This is a genomic window from Pseudomonas fitomaticsae (assembly GCF_021018765.1).
Taxonomy (GTDB): domain Bacteria; phylum Pseudomonadota; class Gammaproteobacteria; order Pseudomonadales; family Pseudomonadaceae; genus Aquipseudomonas; species Aquipseudomonas fitomaticsae.
Window position 1 is genome coordinate 3,709,711 of record NZ_CP075567.1, and the last position, 14,317, is coordinate 3,724,027.

Here is a 14,317-nt window from a genome sequence, read left to right on the forward strand (position 1 = left end):
CAGCAAATTGGCTTGCAAATCAGCCAGTTGCCGTCAGTGGAAGTCGCGGCTTTGCACCCGAATTCCGTTGAGCAACGGGCTGAGGTCACTCAAGCGTCCGGCAATCAGATGCCGCACCTCGCCTTCCCGCTCCCAGCGACCATCGACCTTGAGCAGTTGCGAGCCCACCAGCACCTGACGCTGACGCTCGGCCAGATCGCGCCAGACCACCACGTTGACGTTGCCGAACTCGTCTTCCAGCGTCACGAACGTCACGCCACTGGCAGTGCCCGGCCGCTGGCGCCCGGTCACCAGCCCCGCCACGCTGACTGACCGGCCATGCTCGACCTCCAGCAACTCCCGGGAACTGCGACAGCGCCGCGCCCGCAACTCGTCGCGCAACAACCTCAGCGGGTGCGGCCCCAGCGTGGTGCCGAGAGTGGCGTAGTCGGTGAACAGGTCTTCGCTGACGCTCGGCGTCGGCAGCAGCACATCCGGCTCTTCCTGATTCGGCAACCCGGCAAACAACCCGAGCTGTTTCTGCACCCCGGCCACTTCCCAGCGTGCCCGATGGCGGTGCCCGACCAGGCCGCGCAGTGCTCCGGCATCCGCCAGCAGCGCCTGGGCCCGACTGTCGAGCCCGGCGCGTTCGCCAAGATCCGCGACATTGGCAAACGCGCCCCTCGCCCGAGCCTTTTCAATGCTCCGCGCATCCTCTTCGCGAAAGCCCTTGATCATCCGCAACCCCATGCGGATGGCCGGTTGCTCGCCGGCAATCGGCTCCAGACTGCAATCCCAGTCACTGGCACGCACGTCCACCGGGCGGATCTGCAAATGATGCCGGCGCGCATCCTGAAGAATCTGATCCGGACTGTAGAAACCCATCGGCCAGCTGTTGATCAGCGCACAGGCGAATGCCGCCGGTTCGTGGCACTTGAGCCAGCAACTGGCATAGGTCAGCAAGGCAAAACTGGCGGCGTGGGACTCGGGAAAACCGTAACTGCCGAAGCCCTTGATCTGCTCGAAGATCTGCGCGGCGAATTCCGGGCTGTAGCCGTTTTTCTTCATGCCGGCGGCCAGTCGCTCCTTGTGCGGATCCAGCCCGCCGTGGCGTTTCCACGCGGCCATGGAGCGGCGCAACTGATCGGCCTCGCCGGGGCTGTAGTCGGCGGCGACAATCGCGATCTGCATCACCTGTTCCTGAAACAGCGGCACGCCGAGGGTGCGCTTGAGCACCACTTCCAGCTCCGGTGACGGATAGGTTTCCTCTTCTTCCTTGTTCCGGCGGCGCAGGTACGGATGGACCATCCCGCCCTGGATCGGCCCCGGCCGGACGATGGCCACCTCGATCACCAGGTCGTAGAAGGTTTGCGGGCGCAGGCGCGGCAGCATCGACATCTGCGCCCGGGACTCGATCTGGAACACGCCGATGGTGTCGGCACGGCTGATCATGTCGTAGGTCGGGCGATCCTCTGGCGGGATGGTCGCAAGGCTCAGGTCCTGATGGCGATGACGGCGCAGCAGGTCGAAACAGCGGCGGATCGCGCTGAGCATGCCGAGGGCGAGGATATCCACCTTGAGCAGCCCGACCGCGTCGAGATCGTCCTTGTCCCACTGGATGATCGTGCGATCGGCCATGGCGGCGTTCTCCACCGGCACCAGCGTGTCCAGCGGTTGCTCGGATATCACGAAACCACCGGGGTGCTGCGACAGGTGCCGGGGGAAGCCGATCAGTTGCCCGGTCAGGCTCAGTACCCGGTGCAGCAGCGGACTTTCGGGGTCGAAACCGCCTTCGCGCAGGCGCTCCACGGGCGGCGTTTGATCACTCCAGTGACCGCAGCAGTCGGCCAGCGCATTGATCTGGTCCGGCGGCAAGCCCAGCGCCTTGGCCACATCGCGGATCGCGCCGGCCGCGTGGTAGGTGCTGACCACCGCCGTCAGCGCCGCACGACGGCGGCCATAACGACGAAACACGTATTGCAGGACTTCTTCCCGGCGTTCGTGCTCGAAATCCACGTCGATGTCCGGCGGCTCGTTGCGCTCCCTCGACATGAAACGCTCGAACAGCAGCGTGGTGCGGTCCGGGTCGATCTCGGTGATGCCCAAGGCGAAACACACCGCCGAGTTGGCCGCCGAACCCCGACCCTGGCAGAGGATCTTCTGCTCACGGGCGAAGCGCACCACGTCGTGCACGGTGAGGAAGTAGCTTTCGTAGCCGAGTTCGGCGATCAGCTCCAGCTCATCGTCGATCTGCTTGAGCACCTTGGGCTGTGCGCCCTGCGGCCAGCGCCAGGCGATGCCCTCTTCGGTCAGGTGGCGCAGCCAGGAACTGGCGTCGTGTTCCTCGGGCACCAGCTCTTTGGGGTATTGATAGCGCAACTGGCCCAGATCGAAGGTGCATCGGCGAGCCAGTTTCACCGATTCGTCCAGCAAGGCCTGCGGATACAACTCGCTCAACACATCAAGGCTGCGCAGATGCCGCTCGCCGTTGGGATGCAGACGCAACCCGGCCTCAGCCACCGGCACGTGATGGCGGATTGCGGTCATGGTGTCCTGCAAGGCCCGGCGGCCACGGGCATGCATGTGCACATCACCGCTGGCCACGGCTGGAATTTGCAGCTCATCCGCCAGACTCAGCAGTGCGGCCAGCCGTTGCTGATCGTTCTGCCCGCGATGCAACTGTACTGCCAGCCAAAGCCGTTCGCCGAAGGTCTGTTTCAGCCAGCGGCCCTCTTCCACCTCATCGACCGCCTCCGGCACCCACAGCACCAGCAATCCCGGTAACGGCTCGCTGAAATCCTCGCGCAGGATTTGATACTGGCCTTTCCGGGTGCGCCGTCGTGCCTGGGTGATCAAGCCACACAGCGCCTGATAACCCTTGATGTTCTCCACCAGCAACACCAGTTTCGGGCCGTTCTCAATGCGGATTTCGCTGCCGATGATCAGCGGCAGCTCCACGGACCTCGCCGCCTGCCAGGCACGGACGATTCCGGCCAGGGTGCATTCATCAGTGATCGCCAGCGCCTGATAGCCGTGTTTTTTCGCGCGCTGGAACAGCTCCAGCGCACTGGAGGCACCGCGCTGGAAACTGAAATTCGACAGGCAGTGCAGCTCGGCATAACCCTGGTTCATGCGAACCAGCCCTGCAGCCACAACGGACCGCCCTCACCCACTGCCCGGTACGCCCAGCCTTGCTGGCCGGCGCGGTTCTGGATCAGGTAATAATCGCGGCGCACGTCGTCACCGTCCCACCAGCCGGACTCGATCCGTTCCGGGCCCATGAGGATCCGCGCCGAACCTTCGGGCACGGACTGCGGCTCGCCCAACAACCAGCCCGGACGCTGCACCCCCGGCAATGCAGGGCAACGTTGTTTGTCGTCGGCGTTCTGCCACGCGCACTCCGGTCGATGATCGGCCTGAAAGCGCAGGCCCTGCACCGCCTCATCCCCCAGCCGCGCACGCAAGCGTTCGCGCAGTTGCTCCCACGGCAAGGTCTGTTGCGGGCGGTCGTCGAACAGTTCCTGAAACTGCGGTACGAAGCTCGGCAGATCCTCGGCGCGCAGACGAAAGCCGCGCACCGGGGCTTCGACCTGCACCTGCTCCAGCCGACCACGGGCCAGTTCAAAGAGCATCGCCGGATCGCGCTCGGCACTGAGCAGGCCGACCTTGATCAGCGTGTCCGGCAGCCCCGCATGTTCCAGATGCAGATCGAAGCGCTGTACGCCACTGTCGCGCCCGCATAAAAACGCCGCCAGATCGGACGTCAGGCGGCGCAAGGGGAACAGCAGCGCCTGATGGGACTGCACGTCGAAATTGAGTTCGATACGCACATCGAAACGATCCGGCGGCAGATAGAACGCCAGCGCCAGCGGGCGTGCGCCGAACAGCGTGTCCAGGTGCTTGAGCATCGGCGCCTCGAAGCGCCGGGCCAGGGCCTGACGCGGCAGGTTCTGCACCTGATGGAGGTTGCGCAGGCCCATCCGCGTCAGCGCCGTGGCCACGCTCGGTTCAAGGCCGATGCGGTCGACCGGCAATTGCCCGAGGTGGTGGCGCAGGGCTTCACCGTCGGGCACCACCAATCCGTCGTAGGCGTTGGCCAGTACTCGCGCGGCCACCGGGTTGGGCGCGGCAACGATGCGGTGACGAAAGCCCAGCTCCGTCAGCTCCGTGCGCAACCGTGCCTCGAACTGCGCCCAGGAACCGAACAGCCCGAGGCTCGATTCGACCTCGAACACCACGGTACGCGGGTAATGCACGCTGACCTGGGCGCTGAAACGATAGGCCCAGGCGGCGAGAAACTGCTGCCAGTGCTCGACCTCGGCCGCATCGTAATCAACGGTGGCGAACCCTTTGCTCATGGCCTGCGCGGCGGTCATCGACTGACCGGGGCGCAAGCCCAGCGCCCGCGCCGCCGGGTTGACCGCTTGCAGCACCCGGCGCTGGGCCGGGCCGCTGAGCAGCGCCAAGGGTTGCTCGGGATCGGGGCGCTGACGCAACACGGCGTCGAGGGCCAATTGCGGGAACAGAATACAAACCCAGCGCATGGCGACCTCAATGCCCCACGGTGAAGGCAATCGGTGCGCTGCGCGCCAGACCGCCCCGGCACTTGAGCACGCGTAACTGCGCCGGGCGCGCATCGATGGCAATCCGCAGCGCGGCCGGCGACGGGTTGACCGCTTCGCTCAACGGGCGCCACGCAAACGCCAGGGTCTGGCCGGTTTCCGCCGCCACCTGCAAACGGCGCAAGGCGCGGTCATCGGCCTTGTGCGGCCAGCACAGCACCGCGCCGCAACTGCCCGAGCGCAGGCACTGTTCTGCCGCCCACAAGGCATCGCGTTCGCTGGCCTGGATCACCGACAACTGACGCAGATCGACCCCGGCATTGGCCCACGCCTGCGGGTATGGCACGAACGGCGGCGCCACCAGCACGATGCGCTCGCCCGCCGCCGACAGCCGCGCCAACGTCGGCCACACCAGTTGCAGTTCGCCGACGCCGGGCCCGGCCAGCAGGATTTCGCTCAGCGCCGCTTCTGGCCAGCCGCCACTGGGCAACGCTGCGTCCAGCGCCGCGTGCCCGGTGGGTTGCGGGCTGGCGGTGGGTGGCGCAGGCCGGCCCTTCCAGACCTGGCCCCCATTGAACAGCGTATCCAGCGCAACGACGGCCCCCATCAGCCTTGCCTCACCAGACCGCAGAACACCCCTTCGATGGCCAGGTCCTGATCGGCCCGCACCACAATCGGTTGATACGCCGGGTTGCGCGGCAACAGGCGAACCTCATCGCCAATCCGCTCGAAGCGTTTGATGGTGACCTCGCCGTCGAGTCGCGCCACCACGATCTGGCCGTTGAGCGCTTCGGGATTGCGGCGCACGCCGACCAGATCGCCGTCGAGAATCCCGTCCTCGATCATCGAATCACCCTGCACCCGCAGCATGTAGTCGGGCGTGCGGGAGAACAGCGCCGGGTCGAGCATCAGCCGATTGTGCAGGTCGGCATCGGCGCCGATGGGCGCACCGGCGGCCACCCGCCCGAGTACGGGCACTTCAAGCAGTTCCGGTCGCGCCGGTTGCCCGAGCAGGCGAATGCCCCGGGCCTGATGCGGATTGACTTCGATAAACCCGGCTTCGGTGAGCGCCAGCACATGCTTGCGCGCCACGCTGCGGGAGGCAAAACCAAAAGCCTCGCTGATTTCAGCGAGGCTCGGGGGCTGACCGTGTTCGGCGATGCGTTCGCGGATAAAGGTCAGGATGGCGGTACGGCGGGGAGTCAGAGTCGTCATGGAGTACATTTGTACTCCTGTGGGAATTTCCTGACAAGCACCGCCAGTCAGCTCAAATCCTGTGATTGATGGTTCCCACGCGGAGCGTGGGAAAAATCTCTCCGTCAGCTCAAACCGCGCGCCGCCAGAAACTCCGCGATGTAGTCGATAAACGCCACAACCTTGGCCGTCGCCCGCCGATGGCTCGGGTACACCGCCAGAATGTGCGGGCCGAAGCTGTCCGGGTCGATGTCGTAATCAGCCATGACCCGCACCAGTCGCCCGTCGGCGATGTATGGCGCAGCGCTCCACAATGGCGTGTGCAGCAAGCCGCGCCCGGCCAAAGCGCTGGCCAGCAGCAGGTCGTAATTGTCGCTGCGCAACAGCGGCGCCGACGGTTGCGCCAGGCTCAGGCGCTGGCCGTCGCGTTCGGCCCACCAGAATTCGCGGCTGAGCAACGGATGCCGGTACAGCAGCCATTCATGCTGATCGAGGGTCTGCGGCGTCACCGGCAAGCCCTTGCGCGCCAGGTATTCGGGGCTGCCGCACAGCGCCAGCCGATTGCTGCCGACCACCCGGGCAATCAGCCCCGGCAAGTCGTCATGCCCTTCGCGCAACGCCAGGTCGTAACCGCTTTCCAGCAGGTTGACGAATTCGTCGCACAAATCCACTTGCAGGCTGATCTGCGGGTATTGCTGCAAAAAGCCGTCACACACCTGATCGAGAAACGCCCGCCCGTAAGCCAGCGGTGCGGTGATTTTCAGGCTGCCGCGCAGGCCGTGCTGCAACTGCTCGATTTCTTCGCTGGCCTCATCCAGCCGTTGCAGCACCTGGCGCGCGGTTTCCAGATAGAGACGGCCGATTTCGGTCAGCAAAATCCGCCGCGTGCTGCGCTCGAACAGCCGCGCGCCGAGTTCGGATTCCAGGTGATTGACCGCTTTGGTCAGGGCCGACGGGGTCTTGCCCAGTTGCTCGGCAGCGCGGCTGAAACTGCCGAGCTGCGCGGTGACCACGAACATTTTCAGTGCACCCAGCTTGTCCATGCTTTTTCCATTCAGGCAAAAACGTTTTTCGTGAGGGAGGCGTTCTGTCGGGCGTTGGCAGCCACTAATCTGGCCATCAGACGCAATAACAAGGAAATGTTCAATGAAAAGATTCATCCCGCATTTCACAAAAAATGTGCTGATCGCCGCTATGGGTTTTGCCTCGATGGAAGCCATGGCCGCCACCGATCTGGTGCTGCTCAATGGCAAGATTTTCACCGCCGACCGCGCTCAACCGAAGGTTCAGGCGCTGGCCGTGGAGAACGGCAAGGTGCTGAAAGTCGGCACGGATGCGCAGATCAAGGCCTTGATCGAACCCGGCACCCAGGTGATCGACCTGAAAGGTCAGGCGTTGATGCCCGGCCTGATCGACAGCCATTCCCACGCGATTTTCGGCGGACTGGAAATGGTCTCGGCCAACATGGAAGACGACGTGGTCGGTCTGGATGAACTGGAAAAACGCCTGCGCGGCTGGCGTGACGACGGCAAGGCCCGGCATGGCGACGTCTTGAGCGTGGCCGGCATGAGTTCGGCGTATTGGGCCAAGGCTGAAGCGCTGGGCAACATCTTCAACCACGGCGAATGGGCCGACGTGCCGGTGGTGTTCACCGGCAGCGACCACCACACGGCGTGGGCCAACAACGTGATGCTCAAGCGTGCGGGCATCGACGCCGCGCTGCTGAAAACCCTGCCGGACGCGGAAAAAGACACCATCGGCAAACTGCCCAGCGGTGAACCGAACGGCTTTGTGGTCGATGCCGGCTGGGATCGCGTCGCCTCGAAAATGCCGGTGCCGAGCCCGGCCGACATGCTCAAGGCTGCGCAATCGGCGGTGCGTTTCAACAACAGCCTCGGCATCACTGCGTGGATGGACCCGGCCGCCAACGCCGCGCCGGGCGAGCCGGTGTTCGCGCTGAAGCCCACCGAGAAAACCGTCGGCGTGTTGCCGGCCTATAAAGCCCTGTCAGAAAGCGGCGGCATGACCGCTCACGTCGCCGCGCTGCTGGTGGCCAACCCGAAAAGCGTACCGGCCGATCTCGACACTCTCGACAAAGTGCGCCGGCAATTTCAGGGCATTCCCAACCTGACGCTGCCGGGGATCAAGATCTTCGCCGACGGCGTAATCGAATACCCGGCCCAAAGCGCGGCGATGATCGATCCCTACAGCAACTCGCACAAACAGGGCGAATTGCTGATCGATCCGCAGCATTTTGGCGAACTGGTCAGCGCCATCGACCAACGCGGCTGGCTGGTACACATCCACGCCATCGGCGACCGCGCGGTACGCGAATCTCTCAACGGTATCGCCCAGGCGCGCAAGGACCGGCAGAGCGGCGTGACGCACTCGATCACCCACCTGCAGATGGTCAACCCGAAGGAGTTCGCCCGCTTCAAGCCGCTGAACGTGATTGCCTCGATGCAACTGCTGTGGGCCAGCGCCGACGACTACACCACCGACATGATCAAGCCTTACGTCAGCGCCCTCGCCTTTCGCTATCAATACCCGGCGCATTCGCTGCTCAAGCAAGGCGCGACGATTGCCGGCGCCAGCGACTGGCCGGTGTCCTCGCCGAACCCGTGGAACGCCATGGCCCAGGCCATCACCCGCACCGGGCCGCTGGGCGTGCTCAACGCCGACGAACGCCTGGACCGCGAAACCATGTTCTACGCCTACACCGCCAACGCCGCGCGGACCATCGGCCTGGAACAACAGATCGGCTCGCTGAGCCCCGGCAAACAAGCCGATTTCATCGTGCTCGATCGCGACGTGTTCAGCGTCGACGACAAGGCCCTGCATGACACTCAGGTGCTGCAAACCTGGTTCGCCGGCCGTCAGGTCTACGCACCAACCCTCTAATAACAATCGCCGTACTCCCTGCCCGCCCCCGCGCCCGTCGCCGGGGTTCGGCGCAGCCTTGCCTGCTTCCTGCCCATAACAACCACAACAACGGGACTTCACATGAAAGCCTTGCCCCTGCTCGCCCTCACTTCCTTGAGCCTGCTGCCCTTGAGCAGCCACGCGATTCCCCTGAACGATGATTTTGCGGTGTTGGTCGACCTGACCCTGGCCAGCGACTACCGCACCCGCGGCATCTCCCAGACCCAGAACGATCCGGCGGTGCAGGCCGGTCTGACCCTGGCCCACAGTAGCGGCCTGTACCTCGGCGCCTGGAGTTCGAACGTCGATTTCGGCGGCGGCCTGAAAACCCGTCAGGAGGTCGACTACTACGCCGGCTGGCTGTGGCAGGCGACCGAGGCCGTCAGTCTTGATCTGGGTTACATCAAATACGCGTACCCCAAGGAGAGCCAGTTCAACCAGAGCGAGGTGTACTCGATTCTCAGCGCCTACGGCGTGAAACTCGCGGCCTATTACTCCAGTGACGCGCCGGGCATCGATAGCAAACAGAGTTCGCTCTACAGCTACATCGGCTATGAAACCGAATTGCCATTCGATTCCGGGCTGAAGCTGCGCTACGGCAACATGGACTTCAAGGACCCGCATATGTATTCGGCGTCCGGCCACAGCGAAGAGTCCTACCGGGAGTGGGAAGTCAAACTGACCCACAACCTGGCCGGCGTGGTGCTGGGCCTGAGCTACATCGACACCGACCTTTCGCAGAGCCAGTGCCTGAGCAGTTGGGGCTTCAAGGACGTGTGCACGGCGACGGTCGTCGCCAGCGTCAGCAAATCTTTCTGACCCATCGCAAATCCCCTGTGGGAGCCAGATCGCTGGCCCCACTTTTTTTTGTATTTACCGTGATTTTGTTACCGGATGTTTACGGAATTTTTACCAATGCTCTTCTACAGTTACGCGCGTAACCGTATGGGTTTTCGACTGACGTAGAGGAAGGTTTCGAATGGCTTTGGGCAAAGGACTGCGTCTACCGTCCATCACTCCGACCCGCCTGGTGCTGCTGTTTTCGCTGGCACTGGTGGCGCTGTACAACCTGGCGACCTGGAAGGTGCTGGGAACGCTGATCACCTTGCAAGGCGTGCAAAAACTGGCGTTTTTCGCGTCTTTCGGGCTGTTTCTCTGGGCGGCGATCACACTGCTGCTGACGCTGATTTCGTTTCGCTGGACGCTGAAACCGGCGCTGACGCTGGTGGCCCTGCTCTCGGCCTGTGCGGCGTATTTCATGAACGAATACGGAATCACCATCGACACGGTGATGATCCAGAACGTGTTCGAAACCAATCCCGGGGAAGCTACGGCGCTGTTCAGCGGCAAACTGCTGGCTTACGTGCTGTTGCTCGGTGTGTTGCCGGCCGTGCTGATCTGGCGCTGGCCGGTGGTTTATCGGCCATTCTTTCGGGGCTTGCTGAACAAGGTGCTGGTGATCGCAGCTTGCGTGCTGGTGATCGGCGCTTCGGTAGGCGCGTTCTATTCGACCTACGCGCCGATCTTTCGCGAGGAAGACAAGCTCACCCACTTCATCAACCCGACCAACTACATCTACGCGATCAGCAAATACACCAAGCAGCGGCTGGGGATCAAAAAGCATTTCGTGGTGCAGGCCATCGGCGAAGACGCGGTGATGAGCGCCAAGGCAGCCGGTCGCGAGAAGAAATCGCTGATGGTGTTCGTGGTCGGCGAAACCGCCCGGGCCGACCATTTCTCGCTCAACGGCTATGAGCGAGAGACCAACCCCGAGCTGAGCAAACTCGACATCCTCAACTTCACCCAGGTGCATTCCTGCGGCACCTCGACGGCGGTGTCGGTGCCGTGCATGTTCTCGATGTTCCCGCGCGAGGACTACAGCGACAAGAAAGGCAAAACCTACGAAGGCCTGCTGGACATCCTGCAACGGGCCGGCGTGCAGGTGCTGTGGCTGGACAACAACAGCGACTGCAAGGGCACCTGCCTGCGCGTGCCGAACCGCGACATCGCGAAGAACCAGCCGGGCCCGTTCTGCGACGGCAACAACTGCCTCGACGAAGCGCTTTTGGCCGACCTGCAAGGCTACATCGACAGCCTCAAGGGCAACGCGATCATCGTCCTGCACGCCGACGGCAGCCACGGCCCGGAATACTACGAGCGCTACCCCAAGGACATGGAGCGCTTCAAACCGATCTGCCACACCAACCAGCTGGGCAGTTGCAGCCGTGACGAACTGGTCAACGTCTACGACAACACGATCCTCTACACCGACCATTTCCTGGCCAAGGTGATCGAGCTGCTCAAGCGCAATCAGGAGCACCTCGATACGTCGATGCTGTACGTGTCCGACCACGGCGAATCGCTGGGCGAGAACGGCCTGTACCTGCACGCCGCGCCCTATGCGCTGGCGCCGCAAGCCCAGACCCATGTGCCGATGGTGATGTGGTTCGGCAATAACACCCTGGCGCAACTGGGCATCGACCGTGGTTGTCTGCAAGGCAAAGGCAGCCAGCCGGATCTGAGCCACGACAACCTGTTCCATTCAGTGCTGGGGTTGTTCGAGGTCAGGACGTCGCTGTATCAGCCGGGGCTGGATATTTTCCATGGTTGTCGGCCGGCGATGACGGCGGGACAGTGATTTCATCCAATTGCGCCAGATAGACCCACGGGTAAATCCCGCGTTGATGGCCGTCGCTGAACACCAGTTGCAGACCGTACCCCTGAGCGTTCAATTCGATGACCCGCACACGCGGGTCAACCATTGGCGGCGAGCCCCGCAAACGAAACGCCCGGCACTGCGAGCACGGGCACTGGCGGCGCAGTTCGGCGTGGTCGAGCAGTTGCTCGCGGCCATCCGGCCAGCTCAGCCGTAACCGGTGTTCACTTTGGGAATTGCCGACCGACAGCGGACTCATTGCAGCTGACTCAAGGCAATCCGCACGGCTTTGCGCACTTCCGGGTCGCCGTCGTCCTGCGCGGCCTGCAACGCCGCCACCGCCCCACGATCGTTCAATTCGCCGAGGGCCAGCGCGGCTTCCTTGCGCAGGTTGCTGATGCGATGACCGAGGGTGTCGATCAGGGCGTCGAGGGCAGCGACGTACTTGAGGCGCCCGAGGCTGCGTGTGGCGCGCAGGCGTACCTGCCAGTAGTCGTCGCCCAAGGCTTCGATCAGTGCCGGGCCTGCATCGGTATGGCCGACTTTGCCGAGGGTGGTTGCGGCCTCCTCGCGCACTTGCCAGGCGTTGTCCTGCAAGGCCTGACGCAAGGCCGGCAGCACATCTGCGCCACTCGCCAGGCCCAGGGCGCCGGTGGCGGCGCGGCGCACTTCGGTGTCCGGGTCATCACTCGCCAGGCGGGCCAGGGCTGGCAACGCGTCGAGTTGCTTGAGCCAGCCGAGCACGCCGACGGCTTCGCGGCGCACGCTGGCGTCGGTATCGTTCAGCGCCTGAATCGCGACCGGTGCAGCGCCGGGGAAACGCAACTCGCGCAAGGCCCGGAACGCGGCAATCCGCACGCCGGTTTCGGCATGGGCGGTCCACGGCAGAATCACCCTGCCCGCCGCTTCGGTCTTGAGCAGGCTCAGGCTCTGCGCCGCAGCGGCTTGCACCGCCGGCGACGGATCCGTCAGGGCCTGGCACAGCGCTTCAACCACCGGCTCGTCTTCCCAGGCTTCCAACAGCCGCGCCGCTTCGGCACGCACTTCTTCGGCGGGGTCTTCGGCCAGGCGCTCGACCAGCCAGAGCAGACCGTCCGGCTCTTCGAGGTCAGCCAGATCGATCAGCGCAATCCTACGCACACCGGCGTCATCGGCGGTCAGGCGCGGTTGCAGAGCGAGAATGTCGTCGTTATCAGTCACAGCAAAAAATGAGGTCACAGGGCAAATCTCGGCAAGGCGTTTTCAGGAGGCAAACCGAGCGGATTGAGGCGCGGCAGCGGTCGGTCGTTGTCGTGGCGCAGCAGGTCGAGGCAGTGGCGCTTGAGGCGCGAGAACTCGTGACTGGTGACCAGTTCGGTGGTGCGTGGCCGGGGGAAATCCAGGCGCAAGTCTTCGATGATTCGCCCCGGCCGTGCGCTCATCACCAGCAAGCGGTCGGCGAGGAACAGCGCTTCGTCGATGTCGTGGGTGACGAACACCACGGTGGTGCGAATTCGCGTCCAGATGTCCAGCAGCAGTTCCTGCATGTTCAGGCGGGTCAGCGCATCCAGTGCGCCGAAGGGTTCGTCCATCAGCAACAGCCGGGGGCGATTGACCAGCACCCGGGCGATCTCCACCCGTTGCTGCATGCCGCCGGAGAGCTGATCCGGCCAGCGTTCGGCGAAGCCTTCGAGGCCGACCAGTTTGAGGATGTCGTCGGCGGCGCGATGGCGCTCGGACTTGCCGATGCCGCGCATCTTCAGGCCGAAGGCAACGTTGTCGCGCACGGTGCGCCACGGAAACAAGGTGTGATGCTGGAACACCATGCCGCGCTGCGGTGACGGGCCGGATACTTCGGCGCCATCGACTTTCAACTGCCCGCCATGGGGTTGCAGATGCCCGGCCAGCGCACCGAGCAAGGTCGATTTGCCGCAACCGGACGGGCCGAGAATGCACACGAACTGGCCGGGTTCGATCTGGCAATCCAGGCCCTGCACCGCTTCGAACGCTTGCCGGCCTTCGCCGAGGACGATGGATAGCTGACGGATATCGATCCGCCCTTCCGGGGTTTGCATCACGCTCATCAGGCTTTTCCTCGTGGTCGGTGCCAGGGCGTGAACAGCCCGCCCAGGCGTTTGATCAGCAGGCTGCTGCCCATGCCCAACACTCCGATCAGCAGCATGCCGACGACGATGTCGGCGTAGTTCTGGATCGTGTAGGACTCCCAGGTGTAGTAACCGATGCCGAACTGGCCGGAGATCATTTCGGCGGTCACCAGACAGAACCACGACGTGCCCATGCCGATCGCAAGGCCGGTGATGATGCTCGGTGCGGCGCCCGGCAGGATCACTTCCAGCAGGATCGCCCGGCGCCCTGCCCCGAGGCTTTTGGCCGAGGCGATCAGGCGCGGGTCGACGCCTTCGACGCCGTGCACGGTGTTGAGCAGGATCGGGAACAGCGCGCCGGTGAAGGTGATGAAGACCATCGACAGTTCGGAGGATGGGAACATCAGGATGGCCAGTGGAATCCAGGCGACGGCGGGGATTGGGCGCAGCACTTCCAGCGGTGGCAGCAGCAGGTCTTCGGCCCATTTCGATCGGCCGATGGCCAGGCCCAGGGCGATGCCGATCACCAGCGCCGCGAGATAGCCGGCGAAGACCCGGCCGAGGCTGGCGGTCAGGTGCTGGATGAGCTTGCCGGAGTCACCGAGGCCGAGTGCGGCTTCGATCACGGCCAGCGGGGTTGGCACGTTGGCGAAGGTGACGAGGCCGAGGTTCCAGTGGTGGCTGGCGGCGAGTTGCCAGAAGAGCAGGCAGAGCAGCAATGAGGCGGCTCTCGATGTCCAGCGTAGGGTGGGTGACTTCATGGATCGGGTTTCCAATTGTGGAGCTGTGTTGTGGCTGAGATTTACCCCCTCATCGGAACGCCGCCCGCCCAGCCCTCCCGAAACGTCGGACCGCCCCCAAGGGGGCGAGGGGGAAAGGGAGCCGATCTTCAAGCGTTTCAAAACCTGAGTTCGGCTCGA

General features: G+C 64.0%; 11 protein-coding genes and 1 pseudogene. 3 read left to right on the plus strand and 9 right to left on the minus strand.

Going from position 1 to position 14,317, the window contains the following annotated elements; all coding sequences use genetic code 11:
- Positions 1-33: 33 nt before the first annotated feature.
- From KJY40_RS16555 to KJY40_RS16575, 5 genes are all read right to left on the minus strand, one after another.
- Complete coding sequence (locus KJY40_RS16555; protein ID WP_230731234.1) at positions 34-3,111, minus strand: error-prone DNA polymerase; 3,078 nt, start codon at positions 3,109-3,111, stop codon at positions 34-36.
- Positions 3,108-4,523, minus strand: coding sequence for a Y-family DNA polymerase (locus KJY40_RS16560; RefSeq protein WP_230731236.1), 1,416 nt, complete (start codon positions 4,521-4,523; stop codon positions 3,108-3,110). Before KJY40_RS16560 ends, KJY40_RS16555 begins: the two co-directional genes overlap by 4 nt.
- A gap of 7 nt (positions 4,524-4,530) precedes the next feature.
- Positions 4,531-5,148: a translesion DNA synthesis-associated protein ImuA gene (gene imuA / locus KJY40_RS16565; protein WP_230731238.1), complete on the minus strand. Its 618-nt coding sequence runs from the start codon at positions 5,146-5,148 to the stop codon at positions 4,531-4,533.
- The gene (gene lexA / locus KJY40_RS16570; RefSeq protein WP_039768874.1) at positions 5,148-5,765 is read right to left on the minus strand and encodes a transcriptional repressor LexA; all 618 of its coding nucleotides are present in this window, start codon (positions 5,763-5,765) and stop codon (positions 5,148-5,150) included. Before lexA ends, imuA begins: the two co-directional genes overlap by 1 nt.
- A gap of 95 nt (positions 5,766-5,860) precedes the next feature.
- A complete protein-coding gene (locus KJY40_RS16575; RefSeq protein WP_230731240.1) occupies positions 5,861-6,778 on the minus strand; it encodes a LysR family transcriptional regulator in 918 nt (305 codons plus the stop codon).
- Between the two features lie 103 nt (positions 6,779-6,881).
- Here KJY40_RS16575 and KJY40_RS16580 point away from each other — a divergent pair, with 103 nt between their 5' ends.
- The 3 genes from KJY40_RS16580 (at position 6,882) to KJY40_RS16590 (ending at position 11,295) form a co-directional block, all read left to right on the plus strand.
- Positions 6,882-8,636: an amidohydrolase gene (locus KJY40_RS16580; protein ID WP_230731242.1), complete on the plus strand. Its 1,755-nt coding sequence runs from the start codon at positions 6,882-6,884 to the stop codon at positions 8,634-8,636.
- 102 nt (positions 8,637-8,738) lie between these two features.
- Positions 8,739-9,476 carry a TorF family putative porin gene (locus tag KJY40_RS16585; protein ID WP_230731244.1) on the plus strand — a complete coding sequence of 246 codons (738 nt, stop codon included), beginning with the start codon at positions 8,739-8,741 and terminating at the stop codon, positions 9,474-9,476.
- A gap of 160 nt (positions 9,477-9,636) precedes the next feature.
- Complete coding sequence (locus tag KJY40_RS16590) at positions 9,637-11,295, plus strand: phosphoethanolamine transferase (protein ID WP_230731246.1); 1,659 nt, start codon at positions 9,637-9,639, stop codon at positions 11,293-11,295.
- A 7-nt stretch (positions 11,296-11,302) separates the two neighbouring features.
- Here the strand turns inward: KJY40_RS16590 and KJY40_RS16595 are convergent.
- The 4 genes and pseudogenes from KJY40_RS16595 to KJY40_RS16610 all read right to left on the minus strand — a co-directional run.
- Positions 11,303-11,572, minus strand: a pseudogene (locus tag KJY40_RS16595) (DUF971 domain-containing protein); the annotation flags it as partial.
- The gene (locus KJY40_RS16600) at positions 11,569-12,531 is read right to left on the minus strand and encodes a HEAT repeat domain-containing protein (protein WP_230731247.1); all 963 of its coding nucleotides are present in this window, start codon (positions 12,529-12,531) and stop codon (positions 11,569-11,571) included. The gene KJY40_RS16600 and the pseudogene KJY40_RS16595, both read right to left, overlap by 4 nt.
- Entirely contained in the window at positions 12,528-13,376 is an 849-nt protein-coding gene (locus tag KJY40_RS16605; RefSeq protein WP_230731248.1) for an ABC transporter ATP-binding protein, read from the minus strand. The genes KJY40_RS16600 and KJY40_RS16605 overlap by 4 nt, the downstream gene beginning before the upstream one ends.
- Complete coding sequence (locus KJY40_RS16610) at positions 13,376-14,158, minus strand: ABC transporter permease (RefSeq protein WP_230731249.1); 783 nt, start codon at positions 14,156-14,158, stop codon at positions 13,376-13,378. The genes KJY40_RS16605 and KJY40_RS16610 overlap by 1 nt, the downstream gene beginning before the upstream one ends.
- Positions 14,159-14,317: the final 159 nt, after the last annotated feature.